Source organism: Pseudomonas sp. GLN_2, assembly GCF_043106005.1.
Lineage (GTDB): Bacteria > Pseudomonadota > Gammaproteobacteria > Pseudomonadales > Pseudomonadaceae > Aquipseudomonas > Aquipseudomonas alloputida.
Genome location: NZ_JBICMC010000087.1, coordinates 214,213 through 229,444 on the forward strand (window position 1 = coordinate 214,213; position 15,232 = coordinate 229,444).

Consider the following 15,232-nt stretch of genomic DNA (forward strand, 5'->3'; position numbering starts at 1 on the left):
TCTCCTAGAAGAAACTCAAGCCGACGTGGAACAGCTTCTCCACATCACGAATGTGCTTTTTATCCACAACGAACAGGATCACATGGTCACCCGATTCGATCACGGTGTCGTCGTGGGCAATCATCACCTCTTCGTCACGGATGATCGCGCCGATGGTGGTTCCCGGTGGCAGGGCAATGTTCTCGATCGCCTTGCCGACCACCTTGCTCGACTTCGAATCGCCATGTGCCACCGCCTCGATCGCTTCGGCCGCACCACGGCGCAGCGAGTGCACACTGACGATGTCGCCGCGACGGACGTGCGCCAGCAGGGTACCGATGGTAGCCAGCTGCGGGCTGATGGCAATGTCGATATCGCCGCCCTGCACCAGGTCGACATAAGCCGGGTTGTTGATGATGGTCATCACCTTGCCTGCGCCCAGGCGCTTGGCCAGCAGCGACGACATGATGTTGGCTTCGTCATCGTTGGTCAGGGCCAGGAAAATATCGGCGTCGGCGATGTTCTCTTCGAGCATCAGGTCTTTGTCCGAGGCGCTGCCCTGCAGCACCACAGTGCTTTCGAGGGTATCGGAGAGGTGCCGACAACGCGCTGGGCTCATCTCGATGATCTTCACTTGATATCGGCTTTCGATGGCCTCCGCCAGGCGCTCGCCGATCTGCCCGCCGCCGGCGATGACAATGCGTTTATTGGTCTCGTCGATGCGGCGCAGCTCGCCCATCACGGCGCGGATATCCTTCTTCGCGGCAATGAAGAACACCTCGTCGTCGGCTTCGATCACCGTGTCGCCACGCGGGGTGATCGGCCGGTCGCGGCGGAAGATGGCTGCCACGCGGGTGTCGACGTTGGGCATATGCGCACGGATCTGGCGCAATTGCTGGCCGACCAGCGGGCCGCCATAGTAGGCCTTCACTGCCACGAGCTGGGCCTTGCCCTCGGCGAAATCGATCACCTGCAGCGACCCTGGGTGTTCGATCAGGCGCTTGATGTAGTTGGTCACCACCTGCTCGGGGCTGATCAGAACGTCGACCGGGATATGGTCGTTGTCGAACAGCTCTTCGCGGGTCAGGTAGGACGATTCGCGCACCCGTGCAATCTTGGTCGGGGTATGAAACAGCGAATAGGCCACCTGGCAGGCAACCATGTTGGTCTCGTCACTGTTGGTTACTGCCACCAGCATGTCGGCGTCGTCGGCACCGGCCTGACGTAGCACTGTCGGCAGTGAGCCGCGGCCCTGGACGGTGCGGATGTCCAGGCGGTCGCCGAGGTCGCGCAGGCGGTCGCCGTCGGTGTCGACCACGGTAATGTCGTTGGCTTCGCTGGCCAGGTGTTCAGCCAGCGTACCGCCTACCTGCCCTGCGCCGAGGATGATGATCTTCATGCGCTACTCCCTATCCTTTGTTCTTATCCGCGCGAGGCGGCGATCTTGATCAGCTTGGCATAGTAGAAACCGTCGTGACCGCCTTCCTGGGCCAGCAGCTGACGGCCGTGGGGCTGGCGCAGGCCGGCTTCGGTCGCCAGGTCCAGCTCACGGGCGCCCGGGGTGCGGGCGAGGAAGGCTTTGATCACTTCAGTGTTTTCGGTCGGCAAGCTGGAGCAGGTGGCGTATAGCAGCATGCCGCCCACTTCCAAGGTCGGCCACAGGGCATCGAGCAGCTCGCCTTGCAGCGTGGCTAAAGCCGGGATGTCGTCGGCTTGGCGGGTCAGCTTGATGTCCGGGTGGCGGCGAATCACGCCGGTGGCCGAGCACGGCGCGTCGAGCAGAATGCGCTGGAATGGCTTGCCGTCCCACCAGCTGGCAGTGTCGCGGGCATCGCAGGCGATCAGCTCGGCGTCCAGCTGCAGGCGGTCGAGGTTTTCTCGCACGCGGGTCAGCCGCTTGGCTTCGAGATCGATGGCCACCATGTGCGCCAGGCCAGCCTCAGCCTCCAGCAGGTGGCAGGTTTTGCCGCCCGGTGCGCAGCAAGCATCGAGCACGCGTTGGCCGGGGGCCAGTTCCAGCAGGTCGGCAGATAGCTGCGCAGCTTCGTCCTGGACGCTCACCCAGCCTTCGGCGAAGCCTGGCAGGCCGCGCACGTCGCAGGCTTCGGCCAGCACGATGCCATCCCGGCTGTACTGGCATGCGCTGGCGCCGATGCCGGCTTCGGCCAGCAGTGCCAGGTAGGCATCGCGGCTATGGTGACGGCGATTGACCCGCAGAATCATCGGTGGGTGGGCATTGTTGGCGGCGCAGATGGCTTCCCACTGCTCTGGCCAGAAAGCTTTCAGCGCTTTTTGCAGCCAGCGCGGGTGCGCGGTACGCACCACCGGGTCGCGCTCCATGCCGGCGAGCAGCTCCTCGCCTTCGCGCTGTGCACGGCGCAGTACGGCATTGAGCAGGCCCTTGGCCCACGGCTTCTTCAGTTTGTCGGCACAGCCCACGGTCTCGCCGATGGCGGCATGGGCCGGAATGCGCGTGTAGAACAGCTGGTACAGGCCGACCAGCAGCAGCGCCTGAACATCGGCATCGGCTGCTTTGAAGGGTTTTTGCAGCAGCTGTGCGGCCAGCAGGTCGAGGCGTGGCTGCCAGCGTGCGGTACCGAACGCCAGGTCCTGGGTCAGGCCGCGGTCGCGTTCATCTACCTTGTCCAGTTGCGCCGGCAGCGAGCTGTTCAGCGAAGCCTTGCCGCTGAGCACAGCAGCAAGCGCACGGGCGGCGGCGAGGCGTGGGTTCATTGGCCCAGCACCTTGCCGGCGGCGAACTTCTCGCGGCGGCTGTTGAACAGGTCACTGAAGCTCAATGCCTTGCCGCCAGGCAGTTGCAGGCGGGTCAGGCTCAGGGCTTGGTCACCGCAGGCAACTACGAGGCCATCCTTGCTGGCGGAAAGTATCTCGCCCGGGGCGCCTTGGCCTGTGGACAGCTTGGCGGCCAGCACCTTGACGCTTTCACCATCCAGCATGCTGTGGCACACCGGCCATGGGTTGAAGGCGCGGATCAGGCGTTCCAGCTCGACGGCCGGGCGGGTCCAGTCGATACGCGCTTCGTCCTTGTTCAGTTTGTGCGCGTAGGTGGCCAGGGCATCGTCCTGTATTTCGCCTTGCAGCGAACCGTCAGCCAGGCCGGCGATGGCCTGAACGACTGCGGGCGGGCCCATTTCGGCCAGACGATCGTGCAAGGTGCCGCCGGTGTCCTCGGCGCTGATCGGGGTGACGACCTTGAGCAGCATCGGCCCGGTGTCCAGGCCGGCCTCCATGCGCATCACGGTCACGCCGCTTTCGGCGTCGCCGGCTTCCACGGCACGCTGGATCGGCGCGGCACCGCGCCAGCGTGGCAGCAGGGAAGCGTGGCTGTTGATGCAACCCAGGCGCGGGATATCCAGCACCACCTGCGGCAGGATCAGGCCGTAGGCGACCACTACCATCAGGTCTGGTTTCAGTGCGGCCAGTTCGGCCTGCGCATCGGCATTGCGCAGGGTCTGCGGCTGGAACACCGGGATGTCATGGGCCACGGCCAGTGCCTTGACCGCACTTGGCATCAGCTTTTGGCCACGGCCGGCCGGGCGGTCGGGCTGGGTGTAGACGGCCACGATCTCGTAGGGGCTGTCGAGCAGGGCCTTGAGGTGTTCGGCGGCAAACTCTGGAGTGCCTGCAAAGACGATGCGCATGGAGTTCTCGCTTCAAAAAAGAAAAAGGCTTGCCGGAGCAAGCCTTCAGGAAGGTGGGGATCAGGCTTGCTGGCGATGCTGCTTTTCCAGCTTCTTCTTGATCCGGTCGCGCTTGAGCTGCGACAGGTAGTCGACGAACAGCTTGCCGTTGAGGTGATCGAATTCGTGCTGTACGCACACCGCCAGCAGGCCTTCGCATTCCAGTTCGAATGGCTTGCCGTCGCGGTCCTGGGCCTTGACCCGGACACGCAGCGGACGGTCGACGTTCTCGTAGAAGCCCGGTACCGACAGGCAGCCCTCCTGGTACTGGCCCATGTCATGGGTCAGCTCTTCGACCGACGGGTTGATGAAGACGCGCGGTTCGCTGCGGTCTTCGCTGAGGTCCATAACCACAACCTGCTTGTGCACGTTCACCTGGGTAGCGGCCAGGCCGATGCCAGGGGCTTCGTACATGGTTTCAAACATGTCGTCGATCAGCTGACGCAGGGCGTCGTCGAACTCCGTCACCGGTTTGGCGAGGGTGCGCAGGCGCGGGTCCGGGAATTCGAGAATGTTCAAGATGGCCATAAGGTCAGGCAGTCACTGTGCGTTCGGTTGAAAACTGAGCACACATAATAAAGGGAAACGGGGATTTCGGCACCTGGCAAGCTCGTCTAGGGTGACTATGGGCTTGATAGCCCCCAATCAATGGACAGCTTTTCAAAGTGTTACTCACAGAGTTATCCACAGGTTGTGCCACGTAGATGGCCCTGTTTCGATCAAGGACGATCCCCATGCCCAGTTACCATTCGTCGCTCTGCCCGCCTGCTGAACTGGAGGCCCGATTACGCCTGCATCGCTTGCCCGAGACAGGATTGCGACGTTTTCGCACCTTGCTGGATGCGTTCGGCAGCGCCTCTAGTGCGCTTAGCGCTCCCGGTTCGGCCTGGCGAGCGTTGGGCATCCCCCAAGCCACCATCGATGCCCGGCGCAGTGCCGAGGTACGCGAGGGCGCGCTCGCCGCAATGGCCTGGTTAGAGCGCCCTGGCCAGCATTTGCTGATGTGGGACGGCCCAGACTACCCAGCCTTGCTGGCAGAAATCGACGATGCTCCGCCGCTGCTTTTTGTCGCTGGCGAACCTGCCTTGCTCGATCGTCCTCAGCTGGCGATCGTGGGCAGCAGACGTGCCACACCCCCGGCGCTCGACACCGCCCGGGCATTTTCCCGCTACCTCGCGCAGGCTGGTTTCACCATTACCAGCGGGCTGGCGGTAGGTGTCGACGGTGCCGCTCATCGGGCCGCGTTGCAGGCTGGCGGCGGCACGATCGCCGTGCTCGGTACGGGCTTGCAAAAACTTTATCCACAGCGCCATCGGGACCTTGCGCAGGCGATGATCGACAACGGCAGCGCGCTGGTTTCCGAGTATCCCCTGGATGCCGGGCCGCTGCCTGGCAACTTCCCACGGCGCAACCGCATCATCAGTGGCCTGTCGCTAGGTGTACTGGTGGTTGAGGCGAGCCTCGCCAGTGGCTCGCTGATCACGGCGCGCCTGGCCGCAGAGCAGGGCCGTGAGGTGTACGCCATTCCGGGCTCCATTCATCACCCGGGGGCCAAGGGCTGCCACCAGCTGATTCGTGATGGGGCGCTGCTGGTGGAAACTGTGGAGCAGATCCTGGAAAGCTTGCAGGGTTGGCAGAACCTGCCGCCTGCGGTTGTGGACAGGTTCGACCACCCCCTGCTCGCCCTGCTGCATGCCGCACCCCAGACCAGTGAAAGCCTGGCCCACTGCAGCGAGCAGCCGCTGGCCGACGTGCTGGCGCAGTTGACCGAACTGGAGCTGGAAGGCCGGGTCAGCAATGAAGCCGGGCGTTGGTTTGCCCGCGCGGGCTAAGTACACTGCGCACATGCAAGGTATATAGGCGGAGAAACAGCAATGGTGAGCAGTTTTCGTGTGCAACAAGCCGCACGTGAGATCCGGGCGGGCGCGGTGATCGCCTACCCGACGGAAGCGGTCTGGGGCCTGGGCTGCGACCCATGGAACGAGGACGCGGTGTATCGCCTGCTGGCGCTGAAGTCGCGTCCTGTGGATAAAGGGCTGATCCTGATCGCTGATAACATCCGTCAGTTCGACTTCCTGTTCGAGGACTTCCCCGAAGACTGGATCGACCGCATGAGCAGCACCTGGCCGGGGCCGAACACCTGGCTGGTGCCGCACCAGGACCTGTTGCCCGAATGGGTGACCGGGCAGCATGACACGGTGGCGCTGCGGGTCAGTGATCACCCGGTGGTGCGTGAGCTGTGCGCGCTGGTGGGGCCGCTGATTTCCACCTCGTGCAACCCTGGCGGGCGCCCGGCGGCGAAGACCCGCTTGCGGGTTGAGCAGTACTTCCATGGCCAGTTGGACCTGGTGCTTGGCGGGGCGCTGGGCGGGCGGAAGAACCCGAGTGTGATTCGCAACCTGGCAACCGGCGAAGTCGTTCGCCCGGGGTGATACCTATCCACAGGCCCGGCTCGGGACTCGGGCCCCTGTGGGAGCGGGCGCGCCCGCGAAGAATACAACTCGGTGCCTGGCACGGGCTTCGCCCGTGTTCGCGGGCATGCCCGCTCCCACAGGTCCGGGCCTAGCCACCGCAGATTTTTCTGATTTTGTCTCGAATGGTTGTCCGGTTTGAGGATTGGGAAATATCCTACGACCCGCGTCTCCTTCCATCACCTTTTAAGTGGGAACCTCTGCCTCTAGGCTCTATCCGTCGCCGAATAACTTGGCGATCGGGTGTGGTAGCCCGGATGCATTTTTTCCATGACAGTCTATGGTGGCTGTGCGTGGGAGGCTTTCGAGCCTGCCTGGATTGGAAAATGCCCGGGTCTACCACCTCGCGTACAGTCGCCACCCATTCACGTGGTAGTGAGGGTTGGCAGCCTTGAGGAGCATTTTCCAATGATGAAGAAAATAGTCCCCGATCCACCTCTCCCATGCACCTCCACCCGCCCCTTCGGCCGCTGCGATGCCGGCCACGATCCACTCTTCACCGTCAACCCAAACATTTCTGCCGAGGACGCTCTGGTCCACGTAGCCCTGTACCTGCGCAGCGCTTACGAAACCGGCTACAAAGCTTTGGACTACATGCGTGAAGAAGGTCGTGGCATGTTCTGGTCGAACCTGCATGCGATTGAGATGGCAGAGGGTGTGATCGAGGCGATACTCGATGGCATCGAGTCGACTCCACCGCTGACAAACCGACCCTCACAGGCATAGCGAAGCTATCGAAGCCGACGCAGTACCTGTGGGAGCGGGCTTGCCCGCGAACACCGGCAAAGCCGGTGCCATCCATCGCGGTGGTTTCTTCGCGGGTAAACCCGCTCCTACATGGATGTGTGTGGCTCAGGGGATTAGTACAGTCGATCCTACAGTCCGCCGCGCCGACAGCTCTGCCTGCGCCTTGGCCGCCTCGCTCAGTGGATACCGCTGCTGGATGTCCACAACCAGCTTCCCGCTCGCAATCATCGCAAACAGGTCATCGGCCATGGCCTGAGTGTTCTCGGCATTGTTGGCATAGGTGGCCAAGGTCGGCCGGGTGACATACAGCGAGCCCTTCTGCGCCAGGATCCCCAGGTTCATCCCGCTCACCGCACCGGAAGCATTGCCAAAGCTCACCATCAACCCACGCGGGCGCAGGCAGTCCAGCGAGGTCAGCCAGGTGTCGGCACCCACGCCGTCGTACACCACCGGGCATTTCTTACCGTCGGTCAGCTCCAGTACGCGCTTGGCCACCTCTTCACGGCTGTAGTCGATGGTCGCCCAAGCCCCCAGCGCCTTGGCCCGTTCGGCCTTCTCGGCAGAGCTCACGGTGCCGATCAGCTTGGCGCCCAGGGCCTTGGCCCATTGGCAAGCCAGCGACCCTACACCACCGGCTGCGGCATGGAACAGGATCACATCACCCGCCTTCACCTCATAGGTCTGCTTCAGCAGGTACTGTACGGTCAAACCCTTGAGCATCACCGCTGCCGCCTGCTCGAAGCTGATGGTGTCCGGCAGCTTGACCAGGTTGGCTTCCGGTAGCGTATGCACCTCGCTGTAGGCGCCCAGCGGGCCGCCGGCATGTGCCACACGGTCTCCTACCTTCAGCCGGGACACGCCTTCGCCCACGGCCTCTACCACACCTGCCGCTTCGGTACCCAGGCCAGAAGGCAGGGACGGCGGCGCATACAGCCCGCTTCGGAAGTAGGTGTCGATGAAGTTCAGGCCGATCGCATGGTTACGCACACGCACCTGCTGCGGCCCGGGCGGGGTGGGTTCGAATTCCACAAACTGCAGCACTTCCGGGCCGCCATGCTGGCTGAACTGGATACGCTTGGCCATCTCGCACTCCTGTAGTCGGGATCGGGAAAGGCCTTCTATCGGACGCCTTTGCTTGGTCGTCGTCAACTGCGGCGCGCGCGCTGGCGGTGGTATGCTACGCGGCGAATTCTTCCCTGCCCGTTCCTGGTGACCCGATGACTAGCCGCACCGAGGCCGTGAAAGCCTACCTGCTCGACCTGCAAGACCGCATCTGCTCTGCCCTCGAAACAGAAGACGGCGGTGCCCGCTTCGTCGAGGACGCCTGGGTGCGCGAAGCCGGTGGCGGGGGCCGCACGCGGGTTATCGGTGATGGCAACGTGATCGAAAAAGGCGGGGTCAACTTCTCCCATGTGTTTGGTAGCGGCCTGCCGCCGTCGGCCAGTGCCCACCGCCCCGAACTGGCAGGCCGTGGCTTCGAAGCCTTGGGCGTGTCGCTGGTGATACACCCGCACAACCCGCATGTGCCCACTTCCCACGCCAACGTTCGCTTCTTCATCGCCGAAAAGGAAGGTGAAGAGGCCGTATGGTGGTTCGGCGGCGGCTTTGACCTGACGCCATACTATGGCAACGAAGAAGACTGCGTTCACTGGCACCGAGTGGCCGAGCAGGCCTGCGCGCCGTTTGGCGCCGATGTGTACCCACGCTACAAGGCCTGGTGCGACCGCTACTTCCACCTCAAGCACCGTGGTGAGCCACGTGGTATCGGCGGCTTGTTCTTCGATGACCTGAACGAGTGGGACTTCGACACGTGCTTCGCCTTCATCCGCGCCATCGGCGATGCCTACATCAACGCCTACCTGCCGATCGTCCAGCGCCGCAAAGACACGCCTTACACCCCGCAACAGCGCGAGTTCCAGGAATACCGGCGCGGCCGCTACGTGGAGTTCAATCTGGTCTACGACCGTGGCACCCTGTTCGGCCTGCAATCCGGTGGCCGTACCGAGTCCATCCTCATGTCGCTGCCGCCTCAGGTGCGCTGGGGCTACGACTGGAAGGCTGCACCCGGCAGTGAAGAAGCGCGCCTGACCGAGTACTTCCTGCAGGACCGCGACTGGCTCGGTCAGTAAGCCTGTGGATAAACAAGGAGCCGTCATGGACCAGTACGTCGTTTTTGGTAACCCCATCGGCCACAGCAAGTCGCCGCTGATCCACCGCCTGTTCGCCGAGCAGACCGGTCAGGACCTGGAATATGCCACTTTGCTGGCGCCGCTGGACGAGTTCAGCGACTGCGCGCGCGGCTTCTTCAAGCAAGGCAGTGGCGGCAACGTCACCGTGCCGTTCAAGGAAGAGGCCTACCGCCTGTGCGACAGCCTGACCCCGCGTGCCCGCCGCGCAGGTGCAGTGAACACGCTGAGCAAGCTGGCTGATGGCACCCTGCAGGGCGACAACACCGACGGCGCTGGCCTGGTGCGCGACTTGACGGTGAATGCCGGGGTCGAGCTGGCGGGCAAGCGCATTCTCATCCTCGGTGCCGGTGGCGCCGTGCGCGGCGTGCTGGAGCCTATTCTGGCGCACAAGCCGCAGTCGCTGGTGATTGCCAACCGTACCGTGGAAAAGGCCGAGCAGCTGGCGCGCGAGTTCGATGAACTGGGGCCGGTGGTGGCCAGCGGGTTTGCCTGGTTGCAGGAGCCTGTGGATGTAATCATCAACGCCACCTCGGCGAGCCTGGCCGGGGAGTTGCCGCCTATTGCCGACAGCCTGGTCGAGGCGGGTCGTACGGTTTGCTACGACATGATGTATGGCAAAGAGCCGACGCCGTTTTGCCAGTGGGCTACCAAGTTGGGGGCTGCCAAGGTACTGGATGGGTTGGGGATGCTGGCCGAGCAGGCGGCTGAGGCCTTCTTTATCTGGCGTGGCGTGAGGCCGGATACGGCGCCGGTGTTGGCTGAACTGCGCCGGCAACTCGCTCGGGGCTGAGATGGCCGGGGCCGCTTTGCGGCCCTATCGCGACGCAAGGCCGCTCCCACAAAGTACGTCGTACGCCGATCCTCTGTGGGAGCGGCCTTGTGTCGCGATGGGCTGCAAAGCAGCCCCAGCATCCCAACCTCATTCCTCAAACCGGATCGGGCACAACTCCACCCCTTCCAGCTTCTGCAACTCCTCGATCACTTGTGGCCTGGCCCGGTGCAGTGTCAAGCTCCCGCCCAAGCGCCGCAAGCGCCGCGCCTCACGGTGCAACATATCCACACCCGAGTAATCGATGAAATTCACCTGCCGGGCATCGATCACTACATGCGGCCCTTGGCAGCGCTGCAAGCGCACCTGCAGGTAATGCGCCGCACCAAAGAAAATCGACCCACCTACCCGCAAGACATCCGCGTCCCCTTCACGGCTTTGTTGGATCCGTGGTCGTGAGGTGCGCTTCAAATAGAAGAACAGCGAAGCCAGCACGCCGGCATAGATGGCTGTCTGCAGCTCCAGCAGCAATGTCGCTGCAGCCGTCAGCGCCATCACCAGAAACTCCGAGCGGCTGACCCGGAACAATGCACGGATCCCTCGGTGGTCCACCAACCCCCAGCAGATCAGCAGAATGCTGCCGGCCATGGCCGGTATCGGCAGGTGCGCGATCAGGCCGGCGCCGGTCACGGCGAACAACGCCACCCACAGCGCTGAAAACACCCCGGCCATGGGCGAGCGGGCGCCCGCCTCGTAGCTCAGGCCCGAGCGGGTGAAGGAACCGGCAGACAAGTAGCCAGAGAAAAATGCACCGGCAATGTTCGACAGGCCCTGTGCGCGTATTTCCTGGTCCGGGTCGATCAGTTGTTCTGAACGTGCCGATAGCGAGCGGGCAATCGACAGGCTGGTGACCAACCCCAGCATGCCTACCGCAACGGCGCTGGGCAGCAAACGCAGCATGAGCTCTACGTCTAGCAAAGGCAGCGGGCTGAAAGGCGGCAGTTGCCCTGTGAACGCTGCCACCCGCGGCACATGACCAAAGAAGCCCGGCAACAGCCAGGCCAGCAAGCTAACCAGGATCAGGCTTATCAACAGGCTCGGCCAGCGTGGGCGCCAGAGCTTGAAGGCCACGCCGATCACTACGGTGGCCAGGCCCAGCAGCAAGGAAGGCAAGTCGACCTCGCCTGCGTGGCTGGCCAGGTCTTGCACGGTCTTCAGCGCTGTGGCCTGGCTGGGCAGGGCCATGCCCAGCAGGTTGGGTAGCTGGCCCAAGGCAATGACAATGGCGGCACCCAGCGTGAAGCCGAGCACCACGGAATGGGAGACGAAGTTGACCAGCGCGCCGAAGCGCAACAGACCCAGCAGCAGCTGGAAAAGGCCGCCAAGGAAGGTCAGCAGCAACACCAGCGTGATGTAGTCAGCGCTACCGGCCACGGCCAGCGGGCTGATGCTGGCGTAGAGCACGATGGAAATGGCGGCGGTCGGGCCGCAGATCAGGTGCCAGGAAGAGCCCCACAGGCAGGCGATCAGTACCGGCACGATGGCGGCGTAAAGCCCGTATTCGGCGGGCAGGCCGGCGATCAGGGCGTAGGCGATGGATTGCGGCAGGGCGAGGATGGCGCCGCTCAGGCCTACCAGCAGGTCCTGGCGCAGGCTGCGGCCCGATTGGCGGGGAAGCCAGGTGAGGAAGGGCAGCAGTAAAGAGAGGCGATGCATGGGTTATCCACAATCCTTAAGGGGTCGCCAAGCCCTGTGGGAGCGGGCATGCCCGCGAAAAAGCCAACGCGTTGCTTGGCACCGGCTTCGCCGGTGTTCGCGGGCGCGCCCGCTCCCACAGGGTTGGTGTGTTGCTTTGTGAGATTACAGTTTGGCTTTGACGGCCTCCAGGGCATCACCATCGGCCTTGGTGGTAACACCGGCCAACCACCCATCCAACCGTTCAGGGTGCGCTTTCACCCAGGACTTGGCCGCTTCATCGAAGCTGATCTTCTTGTCCACAACCTCTGCCATGATGCTGTTTTCCATGTCCAGTGTGAACTTGAGGTTACCTAGCAGCTTCGCCGCATTCGGGCAGGCTTGTGGATAACCCTTGCGGGTCAGCGTGTATACCTCGCCCTTGCTGCCGAACCATTTTTCCCCACCGGTCAGGTAATGCATTTTCAGTTTCACGTTCATCGGGTGCGGGGTCCAGCCAAGGAAGGTGATGAATTGCTGCTTCTTCACCGCCCGGTCGACCTGGGCCAGCATCGCCTGCTCGCTGGACTCCACCAGCTTCCACTGGCCGAGGTTGAATTCATTCTCTTCGATGATTTTCTTGAGTGACAGGTTGGCCGGGGCGCCGGAGCCGATTCCGTATAGCTTTTTGTCGAACTGCCCGGCGTGTTTTTGCAGGTCAGCGAAGTCCTTCACCCCGGCATTCCACACATAGTCGGGCACTGCGAGGGTGAACTCGGTTCCCTCCAGGTTGCGCGACAGCTGCTGCACATCGCCGTTGGCGATGAACTTGTCATGGAAGCCTTGCTGCGCCGGCATCCAGTTGCCGAGGAAGGCGTCGACCTGGCCGTCCTTGAGGCCGCCGTAGATGATCGGTACGGCCAGGCTGTCGATCTTCACCTGGTAACCCAGGCTTTCCAGTAACAGGCGTGCCACGGCATTGGTCGAGGCAATATCACTCCAGCCGGGGTCGGCCATTTTCACGGTACTGCATTGCGCATCGCTGTCTGCGGCGTGGGCCGTGGTGGCGCTCAGGGCCAGGACGAACACGGCGGCGGAGAACTTGTGCATGGCGGCCTCTCTTCTCAATCCAGGGGGGCGGGCTGTGGATAACGTGCCTTGCGCTCGAGGTCATCGAGATCGATGTGGTTGCGCATGTACTGTTGGCTGGCGTCCACCAGTGGTTGGTGATCCCAGCTTTTCAGCTTGCCGATGGCCAGCGCTTCGGCCACCAGCCGGCGGCGGCGCTGGCTGGCCAGCACCTGCTGGCGCAGGCTGGGGATGTCCCAGCGCTGTTGTGCTTCATCGACAAATGCCTGCAGCAGCACCTGGTGGTCCGGGCTGCCGGTGAGGTTCTCCCGCTCGTGCGGGTCGCGGCTCAGGTCATAGAGTAGGCATGGGTCGTCTTCGCTGTACACGAACTTGTAGGGCCCGCGGCGGATCATCATCAGCGGGCCGACGGTGCCTTCGGCCATATACTCGCCGATCACCTCGTCGTGACCGCCCTGCCCTTGCAGGTGGCCCAGCAGTGAGCGGCCGTCCAGATGCAGGTCTTTATCCACAGCGCCGCCAGCCAGTTCGACCAAGGTTGGCAACAGGTCGCAGGTCGACACCGAGGCAGTGACCCGGCCCGCTGCGAAGCGCTTCGGCGCATGGATCAGCAGCGGCACCCGCGCCGACATTTCGAACCAATGCATTTTGTACCAGAGGCCACGCTCGCCAAGCATGTCGCCGTGGTCGCCGGAAAACACGATCAGTGTGTCATCGGCCAGGTTGCATTCCTCCAGGGTCTGCAGCAGCTGGCCAATGTTGTCATCGATATAGCTGCACGCGCCGAAGTAGGCACGGCGGGCATCGCGGATCTTGTCCACAGGCAGTGGCTTGTTCCACAGGTCGTAGACCTTCAGCAGGCGCTGCGAATGCGGGTCGAGTTCTGCCTGGCCGAACTCGGCACGGGGCATGGGGATATCCACACCTTCGTAGCGGTCCCAGTAGCGTTTGGCAATGGTGTAGGGGTCATGCGGGTGCGTCATCGAAACGGTCAGGCAAAATGGCCGGCCATCGTTTTCGCGCACATGGTCGTACAGGTACTGACGCGCCTTGAACACTACCTCCTCGTCGAAATCCAGCTGATTGGTGCGCACGCATGGACCGGCCTGCAGCACCGAGGACATGTTGTGGTACCAGCTTGGACGCACATCGGGTTCGTCCCAGTTCACCGCCCAACCGTAGTCGGCCGGGTAGATGTCGCTGGTCAGGCGTTCTTCATAGCCGTGCAACTGGTCCGGGCCGCAGAAGTGCATCTTGCCCGACAGCGCGGTGCGGTAGCCCAGGCGACGCAGGTAATGGGCGTAGGTCGGCACATCGGCAGGGAAGTCGGCCGCGTTGTCGTAGGCGCCAATGCGGCTGGGCAACTGACCGCTGACCAGGGTGAAGCGTGATGGCGCGCACAGTGGGCTGTTGCAGTAGGCCGAGTCGAACACCACGGCTTGCTCGGCCAGACGGCCGAGGTGCGGCATCTTGATGGGCGAAGGGCCGTAGATCGGCAGCAAGGGCGCGGCCATCTGGTCGGCCATGATGAACAGGATATTCGGACGCGTCATGGTGGCTTCCATCGTTGAGGGTTATGCGAACCGCTTGCCTACCAAGATGCGACTGTGGATAACATGGGTAAAGCCCATGGCGGGCAATGACTGGGATTAGCCAAGCTTATGTTTGAGCACCTTGCCGGGTTGTCGCTGGATACCTTGCGCGTATTCGAGGCTGCTGCGCGCCTGCGTGGCTTTACCGCTGCGGCGCTGGAGTTGGGTACCACGCAGCCGGCAGTGAGCCAGCAGGTGAAGCGCCTGGAGGCACAGTTGGGCACGCGCCTGTTTGACCGCATTTACCGGGGCATCGAGCTGACCGAGGCTGGCCAGTTGCTGTTCGAACAGGTGCATCAGGGGCTGCAGGCCATGGATGACGGTATTGCCCAGGCTGGCGGGCGCGGCCAGCGCGAAGTGCTGCAGGTCGCCACCGACTTTGCCTTTGCGGCGTTCTGGCTGATGCCAAGGCTGCAGCGCTTTCATGAGGCTTATCCACAGGTGGATGTGAGCCTGGTGACGGGTGAGCGCAGCCAGGGCATGTTGCGCCCGGACATTGATGTGGCGGTGTTGTTTGGCGATGGACGCTTTCACCAAGGAGAAAGCCGCTGGCTATTCGATGAGGAAGTGTTCCCGGTGTGCAGCCCCCATCTGATTCATGGCAAAGCCTTGTCAGCTGTGGCTTTGCAACGATTGCCGCTGCTGCATTTGAAGGGTGAGCAGGCCAGCCGCTGGTTTGACTGGGCGGGAGTATTTCGTGGGTTTGGTGTGGACAGCCCACCGCCGGCGGGGCAGTTGCGGTTTGATAACTATACCTTGCTGATTCAGGCAGCGATTGCCGGGCAAGGGGTGGCGATTGGCTGGGCGCACCTGGTGGACGGGTTGGTGGAGCAAGGGTTGCTGTGTCGGCCGTTGGAGGGGAGTTTGCGCTCGGAACGCGGCTATTACGTAGTCTTACCGCCGCGCAAGCGGCGTGGGGCGTTGATCGAGCGGTTCGTGGATTGGTTGGAGCAGGAGCGCAGCCTTTGAGATTTTGGGGCCGCTTTGCGGCCCATCGCGACACAAGGCCGCTCCCACAGTG

The 15,232-nt window shown here is 63.1% G+C and carries 14 protein-coding genes; 6 read left to right on the plus strand and 8 right to left on the minus strand.

Annotated features, from left to right (window positions below; genetic code table 11):
- Positions 1 to 4: 4 nt before the first annotated feature.
- The 4 genes from trkA to def are packed head-to-tail and all read right to left on the minus strand — an operon-like array spanning position 5 to position 4,208.
- A complete protein-coding gene (gene trkA / locus ACF8Q6_RS21955) occupies positions 5 to 1,378 on the minus strand; it encodes a Trk system potassium transporter TrkA (protein WP_003253117.1) in 1,374 nt (457 codons plus the stop codon).
- Positions 1,379 to 1,401: 23 nt separating this feature from the next.
- Entirely contained in the window at positions 1,402 to 2,712 is a 1,311-nt protein-coding gene (gene rsmB / locus ACF8Q6_RS21960; protein ID WP_003253115.1) for a 16S rRNA (cytosine(967)-C(5))-methyltransferase RsmB, read from the minus strand.
- Positions 2,709 to 3,641 carry a methionyl-tRNA formyltransferase gene (gene fmt / locus ACF8Q6_RS21965; RefSeq protein WP_392493890.1) on the minus strand — a complete coding sequence of 311 codons (933 nt, stop codon included), beginning with the start codon at positions 3,639 to 3,641 and terminating at the stop codon, positions 2,709 to 2,711. The genes rsmB and fmt overlap by 4 nt, the downstream gene beginning before the upstream one ends.
- A 60-nt stretch (positions 3,642 to 3,701) precedes the next feature.
- Entirely contained in the window at positions 3,702 to 4,208 is a 507-nt protein-coding gene (gene def, locus ACF8Q6_RS21970) for a peptide deformylase (protein WP_003253111.1), read from the minus strand.
- Positions 4,209 to 4,414: 206 nt separating this feature from the next.
- Between def and dprA the strand changes: the two genes are divergently transcribed.
- The 3 genes from dprA (at position 4,415) to ACF8Q6_RS21985 (ending at position 6,877) form a co-directional block, all read left to right on the plus strand.
- Positions 4,415 to 5,512: a DNA-processing protein DprA gene (dprA, locus tag ACF8Q6_RS21975; RefSeq protein ID WP_019750121.1), complete on the plus strand. Its 1,098-nt coding sequence runs from the start codon at positions 4,415 to 4,417 to the stop codon at positions 5,510 to 5,512.
- Between the two features lie 42 nt (positions 5,513 to 5,554).
- Positions 5,555 to 6,112 carry an L-threonylcarbamoyladenylate synthase gene (locus ACF8Q6_RS21980; RefSeq protein ID WP_014859478.1) on the plus strand — a complete coding sequence of 186 codons (558 nt, stop codon included), beginning with the start codon at positions 5,555 to 5,557 and terminating at the stop codon, positions 6,110 to 6,112.
- 447 nt (positions 6,113 to 6,559) lie between these two features.
- Positions 6,560 to 6,877: a hypothetical protein gene (locus ACF8Q6_RS21985; protein ID WP_011953123.1), complete on the plus strand. Its 318-nt coding sequence runs from the start codon at positions 6,560 to 6,562 to the stop codon at positions 6,875 to 6,877.
- 126 nt (positions 6,878 to 7,003) lie between these two features.
- Here the strand turns inward: ACF8Q6_RS21985 and ACF8Q6_RS21990 are convergent, their stop codons facing one another.
- The gene (locus ACF8Q6_RS21990; RefSeq protein ID WP_392494262.1) at positions 7,004 to 7,981 is read right to left on the minus strand and encodes an NADPH:quinone reductase; all 978 of its coding nucleotides are present in this window, start codon (positions 7,979 to 7,981) and stop codon (positions 7,004 to 7,006) included.
- Between the two features lie 134 nt (positions 7,982 to 8,115).
- Here ACF8Q6_RS21990 and hemF point away from each other — a divergent pair, with 134 nt between their 5' ends.
- Positions 8,116 to 9,027, plus strand: coding sequence for an oxygen-dependent coproporphyrinogen oxidase (gene hemF / locus ACF8Q6_RS21995; RefSeq protein WP_161773599.1), 912 nt, complete (start codon positions 8,116 to 8,118; stop codon positions 9,025 to 9,027).
- A 25-nt stretch (positions 9,028 to 9,052) separates the two neighbouring features.
- Positions 9,053 to 9,877 carry a shikimate dehydrogenase gene (gene aroE, locus ACF8Q6_RS22000; protein WP_003253098.1) on the plus strand — a complete coding sequence of 275 codons (825 nt, stop codon included), beginning with the start codon at positions 9,053 to 9,055 and terminating at the stop codon, positions 9,875 to 9,877.
- A 129-nt stretch (positions 9,878 to 10,006) separates the two neighbouring features.
- Here aroE and ACF8Q6_RS22005 read toward each other — a convergent pair whose 3' ends face one another.
- The 3 genes from ACF8Q6_RS22005 to betC form a co-directional block, all read right to left on the minus strand.
- Complete coding sequence (locus ACF8Q6_RS22005) at positions 10,007 to 11,572, minus strand: SulP family inorganic anion transporter (protein WP_011953127.1); 1,566 nt, start codon at positions 11,570 to 11,572, stop codon at positions 10,007 to 10,009.
- A 144-nt stretch (positions 11,573 to 11,716) separates the two neighbouring features.
- Complete coding sequence (gene choX, locus ACF8Q6_RS22010) at positions 11,717 to 12,640, minus strand: choline ABC transporter substrate-binding protein (protein WP_392490561.1); 924 nt, start codon at positions 12,638 to 12,640, stop codon at positions 11,717 to 11,719.
- Positions 12,641 to 12,654: 14 nt separating this feature from the next.
- On the minus strand, positions 12,655 to 14,172 hold the full coding sequence (gene betC / locus ACF8Q6_RS22015) for a choline-sulfatase (protein WP_392490560.1): 1,518 nt from the start codon (positions 14,170 to 14,172) through the stop codon (positions 12,655 to 12,657).
- Between the two features lie 108 nt (positions 14,173 to 14,280).
- Here betC and ACF8Q6_RS22020 point away from each other — a divergent pair, with 108 nt between their 5' ends.
- A complete protein-coding gene (locus ACF8Q6_RS22020) occupies positions 14,281 to 15,180 on the plus strand; it encodes a choline sulfate utilization transcriptional regulator (protein WP_392499461.1) in 900 nt (299 codons plus the stop codon).
- Positions 15,181 to 15,232: the final 52 nt, after the last annotated feature.